Below are 20,704 nucleotides of genomic sequence, written 5' to 3' on the forward strand. Positions count from 1 at the left end.
CACAGTGTCCACCCCGAAGCACTTGAAGAACGAGCGCTAAAGAACGCTTGTCGGCGCAAGATGTAGCGAGTCTGCGATCCAGGGCGCCGCTCATTCCAAGCTTCTAGGGAAACTAGGGGAGAGGAAAAAATCAGACATCACGAGAGAAAAACCGGCGAACGGTCGCGTTGACGCGCGCCTTGACGCCAGAGGCTGATGACTCATTTCAACCGCGACGAGCAAAGACCCCAAAAAGATGAATGGCGGTCACGCCGTCGCAGTCATAAGAGGACTGTGTGATGGTAGATAAACGCAGCGTGTTCGACACCTTGGTCGACGATCCTGATAGCCAGGAGCAGCAACAGCAACAGCAACAACAGGAACAACAACAGCAGCAGCAGCAACAGGCCAGCGACCAGAGCCAGACGAGCGAGTCGGAGAACCTTAACGGCAACGGAAATGGTAACGGCAACCTGAACCTGAACGGCAACGGCAATCTGAATCTCAACGGCAACTTTAACGGCAACTTCAACGAAAACGTCAACGAAACCACCGTCGGCGTCGCCGTTGACGTCGATGTTGATCTCGAGAGCTACTTGCCGACGGATGACGACTTTGCCGATGTTGATATGAACCACAGTTCCATCGATGGGATGTTCAACATCCGCATCGATGACGTGCTCAACAACGCCCTGACCGGTGAAGGCAATGATGTCGGCAATGTCATCAGTCAGGTGGCCAACATCCAGGACAATGACAAGCTGGAAAACGCCTCCGTCAGCAACGACGGTTCGTTCGAACTGAATGCTACCGCCAAGGGCGGACTTGCGCTTGCTTCCGATGGGATCAATGCCGGCGGCGGCGGCGGTGACGGCGGAAGCAACGCGGATGCCGACGGCGGTGACGGCGGCAACGGCGGTACAGCGCTCGGCGGGTTCGCACTTGGCGGCGACGGTCTCGGTGGCCTGGCCGCGAGCGCTGCAATTGGCGGTGACGGCGACGGCGGCGATGCCGACGGCGGCGACGGCGATAGCGACGCCGACAGCGGCGATGCCGACGGCGGCAACGGCACTGGCGGCGATGGCGGGCGTGGCGGCGACGCCCTCGGTCTGGGTCTTGGCCTGGGTCTCGGCCTTGGCGCAGGGCTTGCATTTGCCGGTGACGGCGATAGCGGCGGCGACAGCACCGCCGGAAACGGTGCCGCAGGCGGCAACAGCGGGAACTCGAGCGGCGGCAGCGCCTCCGACGCGGGCGACGGCGGTGATTCGACCGGCGGAGCCGCAACGACCGACATTGGCGGCAGCCTCGGCCTGATCAATCCGATCTTCGCAGACGGCGATGGCGGATCAGGCGGTCCTGGTGGTCCCGGCGGCGGAAACAGCGGCGGTGCAGGCGGAGATCCGACCGGCGGCGCGGGCGGCAGTGGCGGCGAAGCTTCGGATGCCGGTGACGGCGGCGATGGCGGCGGTGCGCTCGGTGCCGGTCTTGGTGCCGGCTTCGGCGCCGGTCTTGGTGCCGGTTTGGGCGGTGACGGCGCAGCAGGCGGTGGCGGTACCGGTGGCGCAGCGGCAACCGGTGCGGCAACCAGCGGTGATGCTACCGGTGGTGACGCAACATCCGGTGCTGGCGAAGGCGGTGCGGCACTCAGTGGCGCATGGGCCGATGGTACCGGCGGCGGTGCCGTGGGTGGCTGGGCATTCGGCGGAGCTGGCGCAGCCGGCGGCGCGGGTGGCTGGGCCACCACCGGTTCTGGCGGAGCCGGCGGCGATGGCGGCGTCTGGGGCTCGCACAACGGTGACGATGGCTTCGTGACCGGCACGAGTTCCGCTTCGTCCGACGGATTGATCGAAACCCACGCCTTCAACCAGGACATCGTGATGGGTGCGAACCTGCAGCAGAACGCAATCGACATGACGATCGTCGGCGGCGACCTCCACAGCACGGTGGCAGGCGACGACACTCACGACGGCGTCTAAGCGACACTGCTCCCTGCTTTAGGCGGAGACTTCACATCGTGGACTGCGCAGACCTCCTGCGCAGTCCCTCATTCCGAACGACCTGTGGTTCAGGCATGCCCATACAAAGGCTGCGGTCATGACGACGATGGACATAATCACCGAGGAAATCGCTCATTTCATCGGCCTCTTCCACACGAACGTCGAGGATGCGCGCCTGCGGGATAGCTACCAGGATTTCTCGCTCTACACGCCCGAACAATTCATCCCGACATCCGCGGTGATCCACTCCAATTTCGAGGCGCCTTACGAGCTGCTCGGGTTCGATCCGGGCGTGGTCTACAAGGCACCCGCCAGTTTCACGCCTATCTGGCATCCCCACTTCGTGGGCCGATACGATCATCCGCCGATTCCCATGGCAGACATCAAGACGTATTACGGCCGGCATGAGATGCCGCAGCACGAGTACCCGTTCTACGCAAGCGGCAAGTCCTTCACATGGGAGATACAGCCTCCCGGCTCGGTCGCGAACTTCATCGTTCAGGCCGCCTCGCTTTCCGACAACGACAGCTTCGGCGTCGGGGGACATGGCCTGACGTTCAATCCCACGCCGATCGATAACGGCGAGCTGCTGCAGACGGCCAAGGATGTCCTTGCGGACGCGCCTATCGGCGATCTCGAAATGCCCAAGTCCACGGCGGATCTTATCGAGATCATCAAAACCGTCGCCAGCCAGTTGGAGGCCCTTTCGGCGGATTCCGACGGCCCCATGGAAGCTTTCGTCCATCAATCCACCACGATCGAAGGCATTTACGTCAACGGCATGCTCGTCGATGAGGCGCCGAAGCTGGAGGACCACCATTCCTTCAGTGAGGATGACGATGAAGCAGATGATGCCGCCGACGATGGCGATGAAGCCGATGCGGAGGACGATGCCTCGCCATCCAACGTCCACATCTATGCGGATGGCTCGGTCGAAGTGGAAGCCTTGGTCGAATTGGTCGGCGGCAACAATACCGTCGTCAATGATGCTGTTCTCAAGAATATCTGGACCGGCGCGACGGTAACCGCGGTGGTTGGCAATCATTTCGAGATCAACGCAGTCATCCAGGTAAACGTCATTCAGAATACTGACGCGATCACCTCGGCCATCAGCGGTTGGACGAACGACGGCGCGCCGGATGAAATATTCAATATTGCGACATTCCACAGGGTCGATCCGCTAGAGGACAGCAACGCTCCAGCAAATGACAGCGGCGGCTACCCCGCAAGCTGGGCGGTCACAGAGATCCATGGCGATCTGCTGATCGCCAACTGGCTGGAACAGTACATTTTCATGTCCGACAATGACATCGGCATCCTGTCGTCTTCCGGCGCCACGACCAGGATCATCGCCGGCGACAATACGAGCGTCAACCAGACTTCGATCTACGAACTCAGCCAAGCCTATGATCTGATCCTGATTGGCGGCAGTCTGTACGATGCCAATATCATTCATCAGACGAACATATTGTTCGACAACGATGTCGTCGGTGCGGTTACGGGTTTCGGAACGACCGGCGAGGGCACGATATCCAGTGGCGGAAATCTGCTCTGGAACCAGGCCCATATCTACAACATCGGCGGCGCCGACCGCTTTAGCACTCTGCCTTCGGCCTATCTGGATGCAGCCAGCGATTTTGCCGCCGGCGGAAGAGATATCTCCCAGAGCATTTTGACCGACCCGGCATTTGCGGGAACGACGGGACTGCGCGTTCTTTATATCAGCGGTGACTTGCTGAATATCCAGTATATCAGCCAGACCAACATCGTCGGCGACAGCGACCAGATCGCCTTGGCGCTGAATACCCTCAATCCTCACGCGGATGCGACGTGGTCGATTTCCACCGGGGGAAATGCACTCATCAACAATGCGGCGATCGCCGACCTGGATTCTCTCGGCATTACCTATGTGGGTGGCGAGCAATATTCCCAGGAAACGCTTTTTCAATCGGGATTGATTTCGAGCAGCCCGGAATGGGCCGCGCACGATCCCGACGCGCTGGTCAACGAAGCGGTGGCTTTTCTCGACGATTCCATGCTGGAAGCCGATCCGACCGAGCCCGGCCTCGGAGTGCCAGTAGATCCCGACGGCCAGTATCAGAACGACGGACTACAGCATGTGCTCGGATAATGGGGGGAAACATGTCGGATGCCCAAAAAAGGGCCGATCTAGAACAGGCCTACGATCACGATGAAGGTCAGCAACCTGCCGGTGAGGATATCTATGAAAAATTGGAGCGCGTTGTGGACGAATGCCTGAAACTGTCATCCGGGGGCGCAGCCCCTTCAGCAACGATATCCAGACTGGAACCCAGAAACGCCTCGCAGAACCCATCCCGGCCAAATGAAAACTCCGCCGGAGCCGATATTCTGCCCATGCCTGCCAATGACAGGATCATCGAAATCGAGCCGAAGCCCACGGTGCGCGAAGCGACGGAGGCAAAGGCGCCGGAAGGCATGATCACGATCGATGCCGACACCGGACCCTTGCGGACCGAAACAAAGACCTTCGGAAAATCACCGTCGACCGGCGGCGGCGGCGACGGAACGTTTCACAAGCGTCTCGCCCCGGTCGATTTTTCAGCCAGCCTGCGGGCAGGCGTCAACGCCGTGCGACGGAACCTGGCGATCGTCATGCTGTTCACCATTGCCAGCAATATCCTGGTGCTTGCGATCCCGGTCTACCTGTTCCAGATATCGGACCGGGTGCTGACCAGCCGCTCCCTTGACACTCTGGTAATGTTGACGATCGTGATCGTCGGCGCCGTCATCCTGCAAGCTGCCTTCGACGCGCTTCGGCGGTTCATCCTGATGCGGACCGCGGTGGAAATCGCAGCGCAGCTCGGCGCCCCGATCCTGAGCGCGGCCGCCCGCGCCTCGCTTCAAAGCAATGGCCGCGAATACCAGGTGCTCGGCGATCTTCAGCAGGTTCGATCGTTCCTCGTATCGAGGACCTTGCTCTCGTTCCTCGATGCGCCGATCGCCCCTCTGTTCGTGGTGGCGGTCTTCCTCATCCATCCCCATCTCGGCCTGATCGTCGTCCTGACGGCCCTCATGCTGCTTGTTTTCACCCAGATCAACCAGCGGATGACGGCCGAGCCGTTTGCCGAAGCCAATACGGCGCAGATAAAGGCCAATCTTCATCTGGAATCGATGTCGCGCAATTCGCAGATCATCAATGCGCTCGCGATGATCCCCGAGACGGTACAGATCTGGGGCAAGGATACCGCCTCCTCGCTGAAGTCGCAGGTCATTGCGCAGGACCGGAATATCACCATCGCGGCCATATCGAAGGCCTGCCGTCTTCTGACGCAGATCGCAATGCTCGGCTGGGGCGCCTACCTGTCGATCGAGGGGCAGATCACCGGAGGCATGGTGATCGCGGCCTCTATCATTGCGGGTCGCGCCCTGGCGCCGATCGAAGGGGCCATCGAAGGATGGAGCCAATACAGCCAATCGCGCGCGGCCTACGCTCGAATAACGGCGCTGCTGAAATCCTCGCCCTTGAATTTCGACCGCCTGAACCTGCCGAAGCCCGAGGGGCGCCTGGATGTCGAGCGTCTCCTTTATGTGCCGCAGGGAACCAAGCGGGTCGTGCTCAACGGCGTTTCGTTTGCCCTGCAGCCCGGAGATTCGCTCGCGATCATCGGCAATTCCGGCGCCGGCAAGACCACTCTTGGAAAAATGCTCGTCGGATCGATCCTGCCGACCTCGGGCAGCGTCCGCCTGGATCTGATGGACCTGAGGAACTGGGATCAGCGGCAATTCGGCGAAAACATAGGCTACCTGCCGCAGGACGTGCAGCTCTTCCCGGGCACGATCAAGGCCAATATCGCCCGCATGCGGCATGATGCGGACGACGAGCAGATTTACCGTGCCGCGATGCTGGCCGATGTCCATGAAATGATCGCCAGCCTGCCTCACGGATACGAAACCGTGGTTGCGGCTGACGGCGCTCCTCTTTCGGGCGGCCAGAAGCAGCGCATCGCGCTGGCCCGGGCATTCTTCGGCGATCCGAGGATGGTGGTGCTGGACGAGCCGAATTCCAATCTCGACAATGCGGGTGATGCGGCGCTGCTCCATGCACTTCAGCACGCCAAGGAACACAAGATAACCGTCGCGACGATCACGCAACGTCCTGCCCTCCTCAGCAGCGTCGACAAGGTTCTTTTGCTGGTGAATGGCACCGTCGCGCTGTTCGGGATGCGGGCGGATGTGCTGAAGGCCATCGAAGCCCGCGGTATCGATATCAATACCGGTTCATTCGGCCATCAGTTGCAATAGGGGTTGAGGCATGTCTGCTATTGCCAAGGTACATGATCTCGAATGGTACTCGGAGGTTCCCAGGTCGGTCTGGAAACAGACGGTGACCGGTCTGGCGCTGACGGCCATAGCCTTCGGCGGTTTCGGCACCTGGGCTGCGACGGCCCCGCTTGCGGCGGCCGTCATTGCCCAGGGCAGTTTCGTCGCGACCGGCCGCAACAAGATCGTGCAGCATTTCGAGGGCGGGATCATCAGGGAGCTGCTGGTCAGCGAAGGCGACCAGGTTGTCGAGAACCAACCGGTGGTCAGGCTTGACGAGACCGCCTCGCAGGCCAAGAAACGGGAATTCTTCCTCAGGCGTGCCAGGCTGGAAGCCACGGCCGCCCGGCTTACCGCTCAATCCGAGGGTGCCGACTCGATGGTGATTTCGTCATACCTGAACGATTTCAGGGATGACCCGGATGTTTCTGCGATCATCCTCACCCAGCAGCTCAACTTCAAGGCCCAGCGCATGAAGCTGGCGACCGAGCTTTCTCTGCTGAAGCAGAACATGAAGGCGCTGGAGTTCCGCAGCGAAGGCTATGTCCGGCACCGCGAGGCCATGTCTCGCCAGCTTGCGATGCTCAAGGAGGAATACGATATCAAGCGGGTTCTGTTGACCAAGGGATTGCTGCGGGCAACCGAGGTCAGGGCGCTTCAGCGGGCGATCGCGGATGCCGAAGGGCAGATCGGCCGACTGGAGGCGGAGATATCGGAAACCGGGGCCCAGCTCCTGAAGGGACAGCAGGAGATCATGCGCGCCGAGGAGACATATCGGGAGGAAGCGCTCGACCGCTTGCAGTCGATCCAGGGCGAGCGTGATGCGGCGCGTGAACAATCACGCGAAGCCGATGACGTTCTGCGCCGCGCGACGATCCTTGCTCCGGTGTCCGGCACTGTGGTGCGGACATACTATCATACGACGGGCGGCGTTATCGAAAGCGGCAAGGGGATCATGGAGATCCTGCCTGCCGGCGTGCCGTTGATCATCGAGGCAAAGGTGCCTCGCAACGAGATCGACAGCGTCAAAGTCGGCCAGAAAGCCACGGTCCGCCTCATCGCATTGAACCAGCGCACCACTCCGGTCCTGCAGGGCGAGGTGTTCTATGTCTCCGCGGACGCAATGGAGGATAGCAAGGCAGGGCTCTCAAACCACGACGTCTATGTCGCGCGCATCAATATCTCGTCCGATGAGATCGCCCGCATCAAGGGATTTACTCCGCAACCCGGCATGCCTGCGGAAATCATGATCCAGACTGCGGTCAGGACATTCTTCAGCTATTTGGTCAAGCCGGTCGTAGACAGCATGTCGAGGGCGTTCACCGAACGCTGATAAGCCTCACCCGCTCAAGCACGCGCCAGAGGGGCTACCTCTAAAGGCGTAGGCTTTGCTGTCCGCAATGCACGTCCCGTAAAGCCGTTCGCCTTCGCACGCTTGCAGCCATTCGCTCCGGAGACGGGCGGGTGGCGGGCTTTCCTAAAAGAAACCCCCGCCGATGAAGCAGCGAGGGCGTCCGCAAAACGGGAAATACTTGAGGCTGACTGGACGCCTCGGACAACATAACACCACGAGCATTGATAAATGTCAGGTCCACCAAAAGGAGAAGGCCCGACCGTTTTTCCCGTTCGAGCCTTCAGCAGTCTATTTGGCAAAAGTATTATTCCCTTATCTGCAACAGACATCAACTCAATCAAAAGGATTAGGTTCTCTCAATCGTTGTATCTATGGCAAGATTTAATAATCACAGGTTGATTTGTGTCTTTTGACAGGCGACTTCGGGAAATGTACACGGAACTGGCCGGAAATTCATTCGGCATTCGTTCGTCTAAATTAGGCGTCGGAAAATTACACTTGAGGTGTGGCCTGATTGCAATATCGTCGATCTATGATTGTGGTATTTTATATTGCGGACTTGAGCAGAACGCCTCGGGTTTCGGCGTAGTAGACTGACCGGTTGCCAACATAGGCAGCCGGTCAGTTGTTCAGGCGACCATCCGCCCACCGCGATGCGGTTCGAGTATTATTGCCATGAAAGCGTGATATGGCGGGCTGCCCCGGGACGGGGACGGTCGGGGGTGTCCGTCGATCCTGGCGGCCTCATTCTGCGGCGTGTGCCGCGGTCTGGAGGTCGCTTCTTTGAACCACACCATTCTCGGTCGGGCAGGTGCTTAGCCTTATGGGCGAATTGACGCTGCCGACATCGCCAAGAGGCGCTGCGCCAGCCACCTAATTGGGAGTGGGTGCTTATCTACCAGCATCCGGAAGTTGCTGTTAGTTTCTGTCGCAGCAAAAAGGAGGGCGCGCGATGGACAGGCGGGTCGGGCGTTTTACGGTGGTCGACGCATTGCGCGGCGTAGCAGCGACGGGGGTTGTCGTTTATCACGTGGTTTCGGCCGGCCACGTGAAAAGCCTCCTCGAAATCTTCCCTGTCTGGGTTGAGACGGTGTTATCGACCGGCGGGCTCGGCGTTGCGGTATTCTTCGTACTCAGCGGTTTCGTCATCGCCCATTCACTCTACGATAAACCCATGTCGTTTCCGGAGTTCGGCCGTTTCACCCTCAGGCGGTCGCTTCGGCTGGATCCGGCCTACTGGGGCTCCATCGCTGTGACCATCGCCTTTGCTGCGCTGTCGTCATATCTGGTCGCTGGTAAGCAGATGCCCAACCTCACCGTTCCCCAGATCGTTTCCCACCTCTTCTATCTTCAGGACCTGCTCGGGTATCCGGCGATCAGTACTGTGTATTGGACGCTTTGCCTCGAAATCCAGTTCTACCTCGTCTACGCGCTGCTCATGAGCATGAGCGGGTTCAGAACGCTTTTGGTCGTCGCAGCGTGTATCATCAGTCTTTTCTGGCCGCTTGGCTTCGGCCCGGACGTATGGCCGGGGCTCTTCCTGCCGCTCTGGTATGGCTTTCTTCTCGGCGTGATGGCCTATTGGGCATGGCGGCAGCCGAAACTGGCCCCGTTTTTCGGAGCCTATGCCGGCGTAATCTTGCTTGCAGGCGTTTTATGGGGAAATGCCTTTGGTGTGGTCTGTTCGGCCGCCGCGCTCGGTATTTTCGGCGCGGCTGTCTCCGGCCGGATCGGTTCCGGGCTGAACTGGCGATGGTTGCAGTTCCTGGGGCTGATCTCCTACTCGCTCTACCTGACCCACAACCTGGTTATCGGCGCGGTGTTTCGGGTCGCCGCGATGGCCGGAGCCCGCTCGCCGCTGGAGGCCCTCATTTGGTGGGTGGTGTCGCTGCTCGGTTGCGTTGCCTTTGCCGCTATATTCTGGTTGCTGATAGAGCGGCCCAGCATGGAATTGTCGAAACGACTCGGCCAGCGCAAGGCCCCAGACCTGCCTTCGCAGACCGTCGCACCGCTCATCGAGCAAGGACGAGCAGGTATCTAAATCAGGGAGATCAGTTCAGGCAAACGCCTCAGCCGAGGCGTGGATCGCGGTCATCCATATACGGCTCATCACTGGACGGCCTGCGGGAAGAGCTATCGCTGAACCCTTACCGAGTCAGGTTCCGAGCGAAGCTCCCTTCGCATGAGGATTTTCTCTACTGCCAGCCACTTCGGATTACTGTCGCTTTCATTTTCCAGCAGCCCCCAGCTGCCCCATTTGCTCGAGTCCGTCATTGAAGAATATAGGGCGTAAGTATCCCCGCCGGATCTTTGCCAGATATTCAGATGGAGGAGATAGAGATCCCCCATCCGTCGGTCACGATTAGCGGCTATGAAGAGGTTTGTCATCCTCTCGTTGTTTTCTGCGCCACTATGTCCGACAAGATGTTGTCCTCCTTCATAGGCGTAAAGCTTGACGCCATACTTCCTGGCAACGGAAGCCTGGGTCTCGATGACCTTTCGATTGTCGTTTAATACCTCTCGTTCAAGTTCTGCGAACAGCTGGGTTAAAGGCCACCTGGAGACCTCCTCAGCCCGCTCAGGCGAACCGAGACCGCCGCCGAAATAGGGGGCGATTGCGAGTACGTCCGCATGCGCCCGCACGCCCTTCCACGATAGTATCGTTTCACTGGTCCAATCATTCACGGATTGCGCAGAATAAATCCCGACGATCCTTTGTGCCTGTTCACGAAATACGTCTTTCCAGATGGCGAGAATTTCTGTCGTACGCTGGGCGTAGTAGCGCAGTTGGGCTTCGAACTCATTGCTCGAAAGTCCAAGTGCGAGGCCCTTTTCCCTCGCGTACTCCGCCTGGTCGAAGCCCGAGTTCCAGACCTCGTTGGAGTACTCGACATTGACCATCAGACTTCCGTCTAAGCCGTCCTTCACCTGCTCTGCGAACCGGCGTATGTAATCATCATCGGCCTGGTGAGGCATATTGAACCAAGGGTCGATTTGCAGTTCGTTGCTCAACTCGATCATGTACTCAAGCGGCGTTCCGGCATCGGATTTGCCGAAGTAACCCACACGTGGCCGATCAACCCAGCTGCGGACAGGCGAGTTATTGGTGGCCATCCAGTCCATGAAGCGGAGCGTAGACATCCGCTTCAACCGCCTGAGGAACGGTTCGCGAAACCGTTGCGTGGGCCTTTTGTCTCGTTCGTAGACACGGATGTTGCGAACCGGATCGGAGGGATCGGTTTCCATCATGATTGTGGTGAAAGCCTCGTTCTTGCGGAGATTTCGCACATCGTCGCGTCCAGGCAGACGCGCCTCCAGTTCGGCGCCTTCGCGATATCCGAGTTTACCTTTGCCATCGTAAAAAACGGAGAGATTTACAGGTAGATTTCTCCGTTCAGGAGAGAAAATCAGGAAACTCTCGATCGTAGAGTTTTCCGGGACTTTCAACGGGTAACCGTCCGGTGTCATCGGCGGTAGCGGCGTGTCCCATGTGAAGGGCGCGCCTTTTATCTGCACGCGCCAGCGCGAAGCATTGTAGGCCAGGTCGGAGAAAACCTGCTCGGTCGCCCAATAATTCATTGGGCTCAGGTTCACGCCCAAACGACCTGGATAATCCTCCCTGGCCGAGGCTTGCGCAAACGAAAAGCCGTTGAAAGGTTCGGCGGCTGCAAGACCTGCCAGAATTTGAAGAAGCGTTCGGCGGTTCACGGCAGATGTTCTCCGTATTCGCTCGGATATCTGTTGCGGTGCCTATCGCGGAACTTAGGTGTCCACTGCCAGTGACGAGATAATAGAAGGCGACCGCAAACAAGGTACGCATTAGTCGTATCTCGCCTCCAAAGTTAGTAGGCGGAAATCCCTTTTACCGTGTGGCGACCTGCAGCCGAATGAGTAGCATTTCCGCGGAGCGGGGTATCTTGCTCGTTGGCAGCGGGTGGCAGGGAAAATATACGATATGCGGGCGTTCCTCAGATCATTGCAGCAAGGCAAGAGACGCTAGATGCCAGAATTTCTGCGCTCTCTTGGCTATATACTGGTCGTCAGTGCTCCTGTCCTTTATGTCGGCGGTAAGATAGCGTTGCCGATAATCGGCGCGGCTGAATTCCGCCTTTGGCGAAATTTCTGGCTGTTGGCGACCGTCATCACCTTTCTATCCAGAGGTTTTCTTGACTTCGCCGTCGGCCTGGCTCTCTTGAGCATTTATGTTCACCGGTACTCCAAGCAGCCGGCTTTTCTTTATATAGTGCTGATGTTTGTTGCACCCTGCGTGCCCATCCCCAGCGGCATACCCGGGGTCTTCAACAAGATCCTCGAACTCGACCCTCCTCGTTGGCTGGCGATTACAATCCTCCTGCCGGTTGCGCTGAGGTTGTGGAGGGACCGAGATGTCCGGGAATTTCGGGGCTTGGACGTTCTTGTGGTCGCGTTTCTCGGGTATACTTCGCTGCTCTCTGTAAGGCTGGGAGATTTCAATTCCATTCTCCGAATCCTGGCCGGCAATTTTCTCGACATCTGCCTTCCTTATTTTGTTTTCAGCCGAGTGATACGCTCGGGCCTTGATATGAACAAAGCACTCCTCGCCTTCGTAATTGGTGTTCTGCCCTTGAGCGCCATCGGGGTTTTGGAGATATGGAAAAGCTGGCGCGTTTATTATGTCGTCGTCCAGGAATGGGACGTGTTTCTTAAAACCGCCTATCTTTTTCGAGACGGGCTCTTGCGTGCTTCAGTCACGTCTATCGAAGCGATCGCATTCGGCTTCGTCTGCATGACTGGAGCCGGTTGTCTCCTGGCTCTCCGAAGTCCAGCCCCGCTGGGTATCTGGCGTTATGTGGCGCTAAGCGTACTGGTGCTCGGCCTACTTTCGAGCGTATCACGAGGCCCGTGGCTGGGCTTTGCACTGTGCGTCCTGTTCCTGGCCATTACTGGTCCGAAGAGGTCTTTCAAGCTTGCTCTTGCATGTCTGCCCGGAATGGTCTCGGTGCTGTTCCTGCATCCCCCGTTTCTTGACCGTTTTATAAATTTGCTTCCGTTTGTCGGATCGGCAGACAAAGGTAGCGAGACTTATAGATCCAGCCTTTTCGAAAACTCCTTAATAGTTATCGAACGTTATCCGCTGTTTGGGTCGGATTCATTTCTGAAAGAACCCGAAATGCAGACCATGATACAAGGGCAAGGCATCATCGATATAGTAAATACCTATCTTCAAATCGCGCTATATTATGGACTAATTGGCTTGTTCCTGTTTACCTTATATTTTTTCGGGGTTTCGGCGAGGCTGGCTCGCAAATCATTCGGCGATAACTCGGATGCGGTGAACTACAAAGCAGTTCTGGGTCTCCTGATCGCGATGCTCTTGGTCATCGTTACAACCAGCAGCGTATCTGTCATACCCTATATATATTGGACTTTCTCCGCCATGTGCGCAGCAATTCTCGCGCCAGGCTTCGCCGGGGATCGGGAGGACCTTCCACAGCAGGTCCCGAAACCTCTGAAGGTTCTTGGCTCGATCAGTCCATTGGCCCGTCACGATTCCCTGGACGATGGCAGAAAGAAGATGCGCGTATTGGGCACGCACTGAAGGGACGCAAGGTACGACCTTATCGGGCGTATAGGTTTGAACTATTTATACTCGATGAGCCGCTGCCGACGATTGATCAGCCGGTTTAGGTAGAATTGCGCGATGCCCTGCATTTCCGGGAATTTTCCCAGGACGTCGAAAGCTGCAAAAAGCAAAGAGCTCCCGAACGCCGGTCGCGCACGCCGAGCCAGGCGCAACAGCTGGAGCGGATAGAGCAACAGGAGCGCCAGGGCAGCGGGATGAAAAGCCGCTCCGGCGATCGCAACGAGCGGCAGCAATCCGCCCCAGAAAACTGCGCGCCGGAGATTTCTCGTCCATATCCGGGATGGTGATCTCCGATGGAGATGAGATACCTGCGCGTAGGCATGCCCGCAGCGTACGCTTCTTCGCCACCATTGGCTCAGGCGGCTTATATCCGCATCGTGGCGTGTCATCTCGGAGGGAATGCGCCAGATCTTCCAGCCTCTCTCGCGCAGGCGGATGCAAAGTTCCGGCTCTTCTCCCGCGATCAGTCCGCCGGAGTAACCTCCGAGATCCTCGAGGACGGAGGCTCTGATGAGGATGTCGCCGCCGCATGCCGGGACTTCGCCCGGCGGCCCGTCCCATTCGCGGTCACACATCGCATTGAAGATGGTGCGTTCAGGATATCGTTCGCGCCGTCGCCCGAAGACCAGCGCGACATCCTTGCGCATGACCAGGAAGGTCGTGGCGGTCGCGATCCATCCGATGTCGAGCTCGCAGTCCCCATCCAGGAACTGCACAAAGACGGTATCGGGCCAGCGCCGCATGACGGCGTCGAAACCTGCATTGCGTGCGCGGGCCGCGGTGAAGGGAATTGTCATGTCCAGCGGCACTACCTCCGCGCAGAATTCAGCTGCCGCCTCGGCGCTTCCGTCGGACGAGGCTGAATCCACGTAGACCGTACGCTCGCGATGGGTTTTGAGTGAATTGAGGCAGTCGATGAGACGCTGTCCTTCGTTGCGTCCAATCACGACGATGCCGACATCGGCACCGACCCCGGAATAGTTGCGGTGCATCAGGATATCTGTGTCCATGTGTGCGTATTCCCGGCGGTTGGTTTGGCGGTCGTCATCAGCGATCTCCAGCCTACCAACGTGATAAGCCCATATTCTATCTGTAGAATTTGGGATCGCGGCTGTAAATTTACCTCTTTGGTGGAAGCCGGAACCGCGGCGTTAAGCTCTTTGTCGCACTGAGCCCACAAAGCCGTTTTTGCTATACCGGATCCAAGGGGAATTGCCGGCGATCGGCAGAGATGAAGGGATGTTTGTGGAATGCGGATTGCGTATTTCACCAACCAGTATCCGGCGCCGAGCCACACGTTCATACGGCGCGAAATCGTAGCGCTGGAGGCGAGGGGGCATCGGGTCGAACGATATGCGGTGCGTCCCTTTCGTGGCGTCCTGAAGGATTCCGACGACATTGGAGAAGCTCGACGTACCAGCCATATCCTGCGCACCCCGATGATACGGGCCATGGCAAGCGTCGCCCGCCAACTGCTGGCCCGCCCTGGGAATTCGTTGAAAGCATTGGGAGGTGCGTACCGGTTCGCGAGGACGTCCGGTGGACGTTACCTGCACCATCTGGTCTATTTCTTCGAAGCGATGATCCTGGCCGATTGGTGCCGCAGGGACGAGATCGATCACCTTCACGTGCATTTCGGCACTAACCCCGCGACGGTTGCGACATTGGCGCATCAGATCGGCGGCATGAAGTTCAGTTTCACGGTCCATGGTCCGGAGGAATTCGATCGGCCCGAAATGCTGGGGCTCGGCGACAAGATCAGGGCTTCGTCATTCGTCGTCGCTGTCAGCTCCTATGGTCGCAGCCAGCTGCTGCGCTGGGCCGACCTTGGAGATTGGCGGAAGATCGAGGTCGTCCATTGCGGCATTGACCAGCGCTATCTGAACGACGACGTGGATGAGCACGGCACCGGTCAACGTCTCGTCTGTATCGCCCGGCTATCCGAACAGAAAGGCCATCTCCTTCTGCTTCAGGCGACGGCAAAGCTGCGGGCAGAGGGAATGCGCTTCCAACTCGTCCTTGTTGGCGATGGCCCGTTGCGGGCTGAAATCGGATATGAAATCGAACGGCTCGGTCTCGGCGATACGGTCGTGCTGACCGGCACGATCTCGCAGGACGATGTGCGCAGCGAAATTCTTCGAGCCAAGGCTCTGGTCCTGCCAAGTTTCGCGGAAGGCCTCCCCGTCGTGCTGATGGAAAGCATGGCTCTGAAGCGTCCGGTGATCTCGACCTATATCGCCGGCATCCCGGAACTCGTTCAACCGGACAACGGCTGGCTCGTTCCCGCAGGTGATCTGGAGGCGCTGACCGGTGCAATGCGGCAGGCCCTGTTCGCAAGCGATGTCGAGCTGTTTCGTAAAGGCCAGGCGGGGCGGCGCCGGACGCTCGAACGCCATGACATCAACAGGTCGGCGGCGGCGTTGGAAATACTGATGGCCCGGCCGGGAGCTGTTTGAGCCGCTTGCTGTTTGCGAAAGCGGTCAAACCTTGTGAAATGGCCCCGAGTGGCGAATGAAATCCTGCAGCAGATGCGGCGGTCCGCTTGGGGGCTTGCCTTCTGCGAGGAGGCGGATGCGCCAGCCGATATGTCCGCAAAGCCAGGCAAGGTCGGAGAGGGCCGAGAACATGGCGCCATGATGCTTGAGATGGTAGCGCCGCCGGGACTCGAACCAATAGGCCGGCCGCCTGGATGGATTGATGTGGCGCGTCACGCCCGTCGATTGGCCCACCAGGTGGATGACGCGGCTTTGGGGCACGTGCCAGCAGGACCATCCGGCACGCGCTGCCCGGATACAGAAATCGACCTCCTCGTAATAGAGGAAATAGCCTTCATCGAGCATGCCGATCTGGTCCAGGACCTCTGTCCTGATCATCAGGCTGGCCCCGGAAACCCAGTCGATCCGGCTCGGCTCCTTCGGCATGTCGGGGGCGATACGCCAGCGCTCGAGCAGGCGAGTAACCGGGCCTAGCTTGACCTCGCTTTCGAATTCATTGGCAATCGAGGGAAAGCGGAAAGCGCAGGCCTGGCCCCGCCCGTCCGGATGTTCCAGGCGGCTGCCGGCAATGCCGGCATCAGGCTTGCCGTCCATGAATTCCACCAGACGGGAAATGCTGCCGGGGCGAGCGATGGTATCGGGATTGAGGAGCAGGATATAGTCCGGCCGGCCGAAGTTCCCGACGACATATTCGATGGCGCGGTTGTTGCCGTAGGCAAAACCGCCATTCGTGTCGAGCGGGAGACACGTGGCGTTCGTCCAGGCATTCGCCTTTATGGCGGCCGCAATAATCTCGGCCGAGCCATCGCCAGACCCCCCATCGGCGGCAATGATCCGTGTCCCATCCGGCACCGTACCGGGAACGCTTAAGGACGCAAGGCAATCGACAGTCAGGTCGGCGGTCCGATAGTTGACGATGACGACGACCAGTTTCAACCGCGAGGCGTCGTCTTGCCGGCTATGTTCGACATCCATCAAAGGCCATGCCTCTTCGTCTTGTTCAGGACCACCTGCATGCTTTTTTCGGAGCCGAGATAGCTCCGGCAGATTTCCAGTTCTGGAAGCTTTGACTTACCGATGGCGAGTACGATCACGGCGGTGTCAGACATGTCGACGAACGGGATCACCTCGTCCGAACTCAACATCGGCGGCAGATCGAAGAGAACGATCGTCGGCTTCAGCATCTGTCGCACGAATTCGATCTGCGCCGTCATGCGCGCCAGGTCCGCCGGCAGCGGGACTCTGCCCGGCCCCCAAGCGGTGCGCAGCAGATGGCAATGAAGGCCTCGAATGTCCAGCGTCGTGAGCCACCCGCGGATCGGGTCCTCGAATGGCGGGCGAGGCGACAGTCCGAGTAGATCGCCCACTGCGGGGTCCCGGAGGTTTGCGTCGACCAGCAGGACATTGGATCCGGGTACGCGGGCAAAGCTAAGCGCCAGGTTGATGGCGGTTACGGTGGTGCCGCAACCGATCGTCGGGGCGGTCACCGAGATCACCCGCGTGTCCTGGTTCTTGTGTTCGTTCAGCAGCTGGTTTCGCAGGACGTCATAGGCGTGCGCCATCGAGCTGTCGCTGTCGAAAGCGATGATGCGATTGGCATACAGAAAGGTGGGAGACACCGGCGAAAGGTCCGGCAGCGGCGGACATTCCTCGTGAGGATGGATTCCATTGACCGAGCCGTTGAGGTAGCCGGCATTCAGCCCGGCGAGACCGGTCCCGTCCAGCCTTTCCGCCATTCTTCCTCGAGCTGAGATATTCTTGATGATTTCCATAAAATTCCCTGCCCTATCCCATCGATACGATTTTCAACTGAAGGCGGTCCTGCCGGATTCGAATGATGTCACCCTCCCGCAATCGGACTTGGCTCGGTGAATGCCGAATTCCGGAACGCCCTGGCTACGCGTCGCTTCGGCTTCCAATGTGGAATGACCACCAGCACTTCTCCCGCCAGAGCGTGGCTGAGATCAAACGTGCCGCGAACGGTTCGGTCAAACAGGTGCCCAGCGTAAATTCCCGCAGTCGCGACCATCGCCGCCGCAGCGCAAAGCACGGCAGCCAAATAGAGCCGCCGCGGTCCTGAAGAGGCTTTTGCAACTTCCGGCTCCTCGATCACCTCGATCTGCTGGGCGGCATCGCCTTCCTCCAGGCGCTCGCCGAGACGCGCGGCATCAAGTTTGCTCTGCATCTCGTCCATGTTTCGCTGCAGCGAGGCCTTCTCGGCTTCATTCGCTTCGATCTGCGCTCCAACTTCGGGAGCGTGAGAGATGAGCTGCCGCAGCCGGGCGATGCGTTCCACGATGGAATTCCTTTGCGCGACGTTCTGTTCCTGGCGTGGCTTTGCCACCGCGATACGTTCCGCAATCAGCATGAGCTCGGGTGAAAGCGTCTTGATCTGTTCAGGCGTCGGCATGTCCGCCGAGGTACCGCGCGGCGCGGGTGCGACCTGGGCCCGCATCTCCTCGAGGCGTTGCTTCATGGCCCGGATTTGTGGATGGGTGTCCGAATAAATCACGGACTTGACTGCGAAATCACGCTCGAGATCGAGGAGCTGTCCGTGAAAACGCGTAATCTCGGTCGTCTGTCCGACGCCCATGCGCAGCTGCGCCTCATAGATCCCGATCTCCTCTTTCAGCGCAATGGCCGCCCGATCGAGTGTGGAGAGTTCCAGTTCCTTGGTCTGAAGTTCGATCAGCAGCGTCGGGACCCGGGTGGGATGGGATTCTTTGTTCTCTTCGAGATATCTGGTCCAGACGCCTTCCCTCTCGCGGAAACGTTGAGTGACGTTATTGGCTTCCTGCGTCAGGAACCTGGTCGCTTCCGAGGCACGCGCCGTGCGGATGCGCCGGTTTTCTTCGATGACCTGCGACACGAGGTCCGCAACCACATTCGCGGAGACGACAGGATCGTCATATTTGAAGCCAATCCTGACGGAGGCATTGCTTGCGGTGCGGTCGGCTCCGTCGGTCACCGATATCTGGAGAGTGATCTGGTTGCGTATCACACCGGCAAAATTGTTCTTGGGCAGGCTCTCCCGTAGATTTGGAAAAAGATCATACTTGTCGGCCAGCGCCAGCAGGCTGTTGCGTGACAGTACCCGTTGCTCGATGAACAGCAGGCGATCGTTCGATACAGTGGGCGATACGAGCGTTGTCGGTATCTGATGGAATTCCATCAGAAGCAGCGCGTCGGAGTAATAGCTCCGAGGCATGGCGTAAATGAAGTAGGCCCCCACCACAAGAGTAACCAGACCAGGTATGATGGCATACAAGGGTTTGGCGAGTGCGATCTCCATAAAATAGAGGATATTGCGTCCCAACTCGTTGATCATGCTGTCGCCTCATTGCTTCGCGTACGAGATACGTTGGTCATCACGAAGTCTCCCTCATCGAGCCGCCCTCATCGTTGCCTCGGACGAGCGGCGTTCGACGCTGGCCAAAGGCTGTACCACCCCGGAATCCGGGGTGTTCGCGGGGTCGGTGTAGACGACGCGTAGCAGGTCGCCGGCAAGGATCGGGGTCGTCTCGGTTGCGGCGAACTCCCGGGTTTCACCGTCGGCGGTTCGCACGATCTGATAACCGAGCACCCGCCGCTCTCTTTGCTGGTTCGAGGCAGCGCTCTCGCCATAGATCGTCATGATCCGCGTGCTGTCGGCAAGTCGCGCGGTGACCTCTTCCTGTTCGCGCTGGGCAGCATTGAGTTCGACCAGCAATTGGGTCCTTTGCGCCTGGCGCGCGCTGTCATAACGGGCGATCTCCGCCATTTTTGCGCGCTCGGCGACTGCGATTTCAGACGTCAGCCGGCTGACCTGTCCCTCGAGTTCGGCAATCGTGCCTTCCTGAACCATCTGCTGGGAGCCTTCAGTCACGCCCTTGGCGACGAGCCCGGTGATGCTCTGGAGGCGACGCTTGGCCAGGTCTATCCGTTTCGTCAGGGTATCGGCTTGCTCCTGCATCGCGAGGCTGTTCCGCTCCGTGAGTTGGTTTGCCTGGGCCTGGGCCTTCTCCTCCATGGCGAGCGCTTCCATCCGGGCGTTCAGGAGTGATTGTTCCTGGGCAAGGGCCGGATCGGCGACAAGGGCTTCGGCCGTGCCGAGGGATTTCTCCCCGCGCATTTCCGCCTCCAGACGGATGATGCGCGCTCGCAGTTCCTGCAGGCGCTTTTCGGAGTGTTCGACTTCGCGTTTTACCACCACTGATCGGTCCTGATCGGCGGCCAGCAAGGGCATGCGATAAACGCCGCCGGCGACGCTGATGCCATGGAGGACGGTCATGTTGGCCCGATACGGATATTCACCCGGCTTATCGACCTCGCCGAGGACATAGATCAGCTGCGGATTCTGGGTGTTGGGGCGCAGCATGATCGTGAGATTTGGGCTGTCCTTGAAATACGTCTTCAGCCGTCCCAGAAGTTGCGCTTCCAGTTCCGAAAGGGAAAGCCCCGCGCTCTGAATATGGCCTGCAAGCGGGAACGACAGCCATCCATCGGGAGCTATGACGACCTCGCGGGTCAGCTCAGGCTCCTGGGCAATCCATACCTGCAGCGTATCCCCCGGTTGCAGGTGGTAGGTCGTCTGAGCAGCAACGTCCCCAAATGTCAGGCAGAGCAAAAGCCCCGCGAGACTCGTTATCCCACGCATCGACAGACCCCCAATGATCGGTAACCCCTTCCCGTCCAACCAGGACAAGACGGTTTATACTAAGGCGACCTTCGGCACCTGCAAACAGAGCACAAAGAGGTAAGCTTCCGGCTCCAAATCCTCCATCTAACGGATGAGCCTGAAAGTACTAATCGACTTTAAGATGAGTGCGTCCCGAGCGGAGCAGCTTGCGAAACGTCGAGGCGACCTTCAGCAATATCTCCTGGTTGCAAAGGTAGCTTCGGCCGACGGCACGCCATGCCCTATGCTCAACCGTCGTCGGAGGCCGTTTCAAATGTGTTTTTCGAGGATTTTGGC

General features: G+C 58.9%; 13 protein-coding genes. 7 read left to right on the forward strand and 6 right to left on the reverse strand.

Going from position 1 to position 20,704, the window contains the following annotated elements; genetic code table 11:
* The first annotated feature begins 278 nt into the window (after positions 1 to 278).
* From J2857_RS00775 to J2857_RS00795, 5 genes are all read left to right on the forward strand, one after another.
* Positions 279 to 1,955 carry a hypothetical protein gene (locus J2857_RS00775; RefSeq protein ID WP_210008099.1) on the forward strand — a complete coding sequence of 559 codons (1,677 nt, stop codon included), beginning with the start codon at positions 279 to 281 and terminating at the stop codon, positions 1,953 to 1,955.
* Positions 1,956 to 2,073: 118 nt separating this feature from the next.
* The gene (locus J2857_RS00780) at positions 2,074 to 4,107 is read left to right on the forward strand and encodes a hypothetical protein (RefSeq protein WP_210008100.1); all 2,034 of its coding nucleotides are present in this window, start codon (positions 2,074 to 2,076) and stop codon (positions 4,105 to 4,107) included.
* 11 nt (positions 4,108 to 4,118) lie between these two features.
* Positions 4,119 to 6,260, forward strand: coding sequence for a type I secretion system permease/ATPase (locus tag J2857_RS00785; RefSeq protein ID WP_210008101.1), 2,142 nt, complete (start codon positions 4,119 to 4,121; stop codon positions 6,258 to 6,260).
* 10 nt (positions 6,261 to 6,270) lie between these two features.
* The gene (locus J2857_RS00790) at positions 6,271 to 7,611 is read left to right on the forward strand and encodes an HlyD family type I secretion periplasmic adaptor subunit (RefSeq protein WP_210008102.1); all 1,341 of its coding nucleotides are present in this window, start codon (positions 6,271 to 6,273) and stop codon (positions 7,609 to 7,611) included.
* 973 nt (positions 7,612 to 8,584) lie between these two features.
* Positions 8,585 to 9,673 (forward strand): acyltransferase family protein, encoded by a 1,089-nt coding sequence (locus J2857_RS00795; RefSeq protein ID WP_210008103.1) that lies wholly within the window; start codon positions 8,585 to 8,587, stop codon positions 9,671 to 9,673.
* 92 nt (positions 9,674 to 9,765) lie between these two features.
* On the opposite strand, the gene J2857_RS00800 is transcribed toward J2857_RS00795, so the two are convergent.
* A complete protein-coding gene (locus tag J2857_RS00800) occupies positions 9,766 to 11,340 on the reverse strand; it encodes a hypothetical protein (RefSeq protein ID WP_348635644.1) in 1,575 nt (524 codons plus the stop codon).
* A gap of 292 nt (positions 11,341 to 11,632) precedes the next feature.
* Between J2857_RS00800 and J2857_RS00805 the strand changes: the two genes are divergently transcribed.
* Positions 11,633 to 13,210: an O-antigen ligase family protein gene (locus tag J2857_RS00805; RefSeq protein WP_210008104.1), complete on the forward strand. Its 1,578-nt coding sequence runs from the start codon at positions 11,633 to 11,635 to the stop codon at positions 13,208 to 13,210.
* A 41-nt stretch (positions 13,211 to 13,251) separates the two neighbouring features.
* On the opposite strand, the gene J2857_RS00810 is transcribed toward J2857_RS00805, so the two are convergent.
* The gene (locus J2857_RS00810) at positions 13,252 to 14,265 is read right to left on the reverse strand and encodes a glycosyltransferase family 2 protein (RefSeq protein WP_210008105.1); all 1,014 of its coding nucleotides are present in this window, start codon (positions 14,263 to 14,265) and stop codon (positions 13,252 to 13,254) included.
* A 240-nt stretch (positions 14,266 to 14,505) separates the two neighbouring features.
* Between J2857_RS00810 and J2857_RS00815 the strand changes: the two genes are divergently transcribed.
* Positions 14,506 to 15,711 (forward strand): glycosyltransferase, encoded by a 1,206-nt coding sequence (locus J2857_RS00815; RefSeq protein WP_210008106.1) that lies wholly within the window; start codon positions 14,506 to 14,508, stop codon positions 15,709 to 15,711.
* A 24-nt stretch (positions 15,712 to 15,735) separates the two neighbouring features.
* On the opposite strand, the gene J2857_RS00820 is transcribed toward J2857_RS00815, so the two are convergent.
* The 4 genes from J2857_RS00820 to J2857_RS00835 form a co-directional block, all read right to left on the reverse strand.
* Positions 15,736 to 16,725: a glycosyltransferase family 2 protein gene (locus tag J2857_RS00820; protein ID WP_210008107.1), complete on the reverse strand. Its 990-nt coding sequence runs from the start codon at positions 16,723 to 16,725 to the stop codon at positions 15,736 to 15,738.
* On the reverse strand, positions 16,725 to 17,522 hold the full coding sequence (locus J2857_RS00825) for a hypothetical protein (RefSeq protein WP_210008108.1): 798 nt from the start codon (positions 17,520 to 17,522) through the stop codon (positions 16,725 to 16,727). The genes J2857_RS00820 and J2857_RS00825 overlap by 1 nt, the downstream gene beginning before the upstream one ends.
* A gap of 68 nt (positions 17,523 to 17,590) precedes the next feature.
* The gene (locus J2857_RS00830) at positions 17,591 to 19,078 is read right to left on the reverse strand and encodes a GumC family protein (protein ID WP_210008109.1); all 1,488 of its coding nucleotides are present in this window, start codon (positions 19,076 to 19,078) and stop codon (positions 17,591 to 17,593) included.
* Between the two features lie 54 nt (positions 19,079 to 19,132).
* Positions 19,133 to 20,386, reverse strand: coding sequence for a polysaccharide biosynthesis/export family protein (locus J2857_RS00835; RefSeq protein ID WP_210008110.1), 1,254 nt, complete (start codon positions 20,384 to 20,386; stop codon positions 19,133 to 19,135).
* Positions 20,387 to 20,704: the final 318 nt, after the last annotated feature.

The organism is Neorhizobium galegae, from assembly GCF_017877055.1.
GTDB classification, from domain to species: Bacteria; Pseudomonadota; Alphaproteobacteria; order Rhizobiales; family Rhizobiaceae; genus Neorhizobium; species Neorhizobium galegae_D.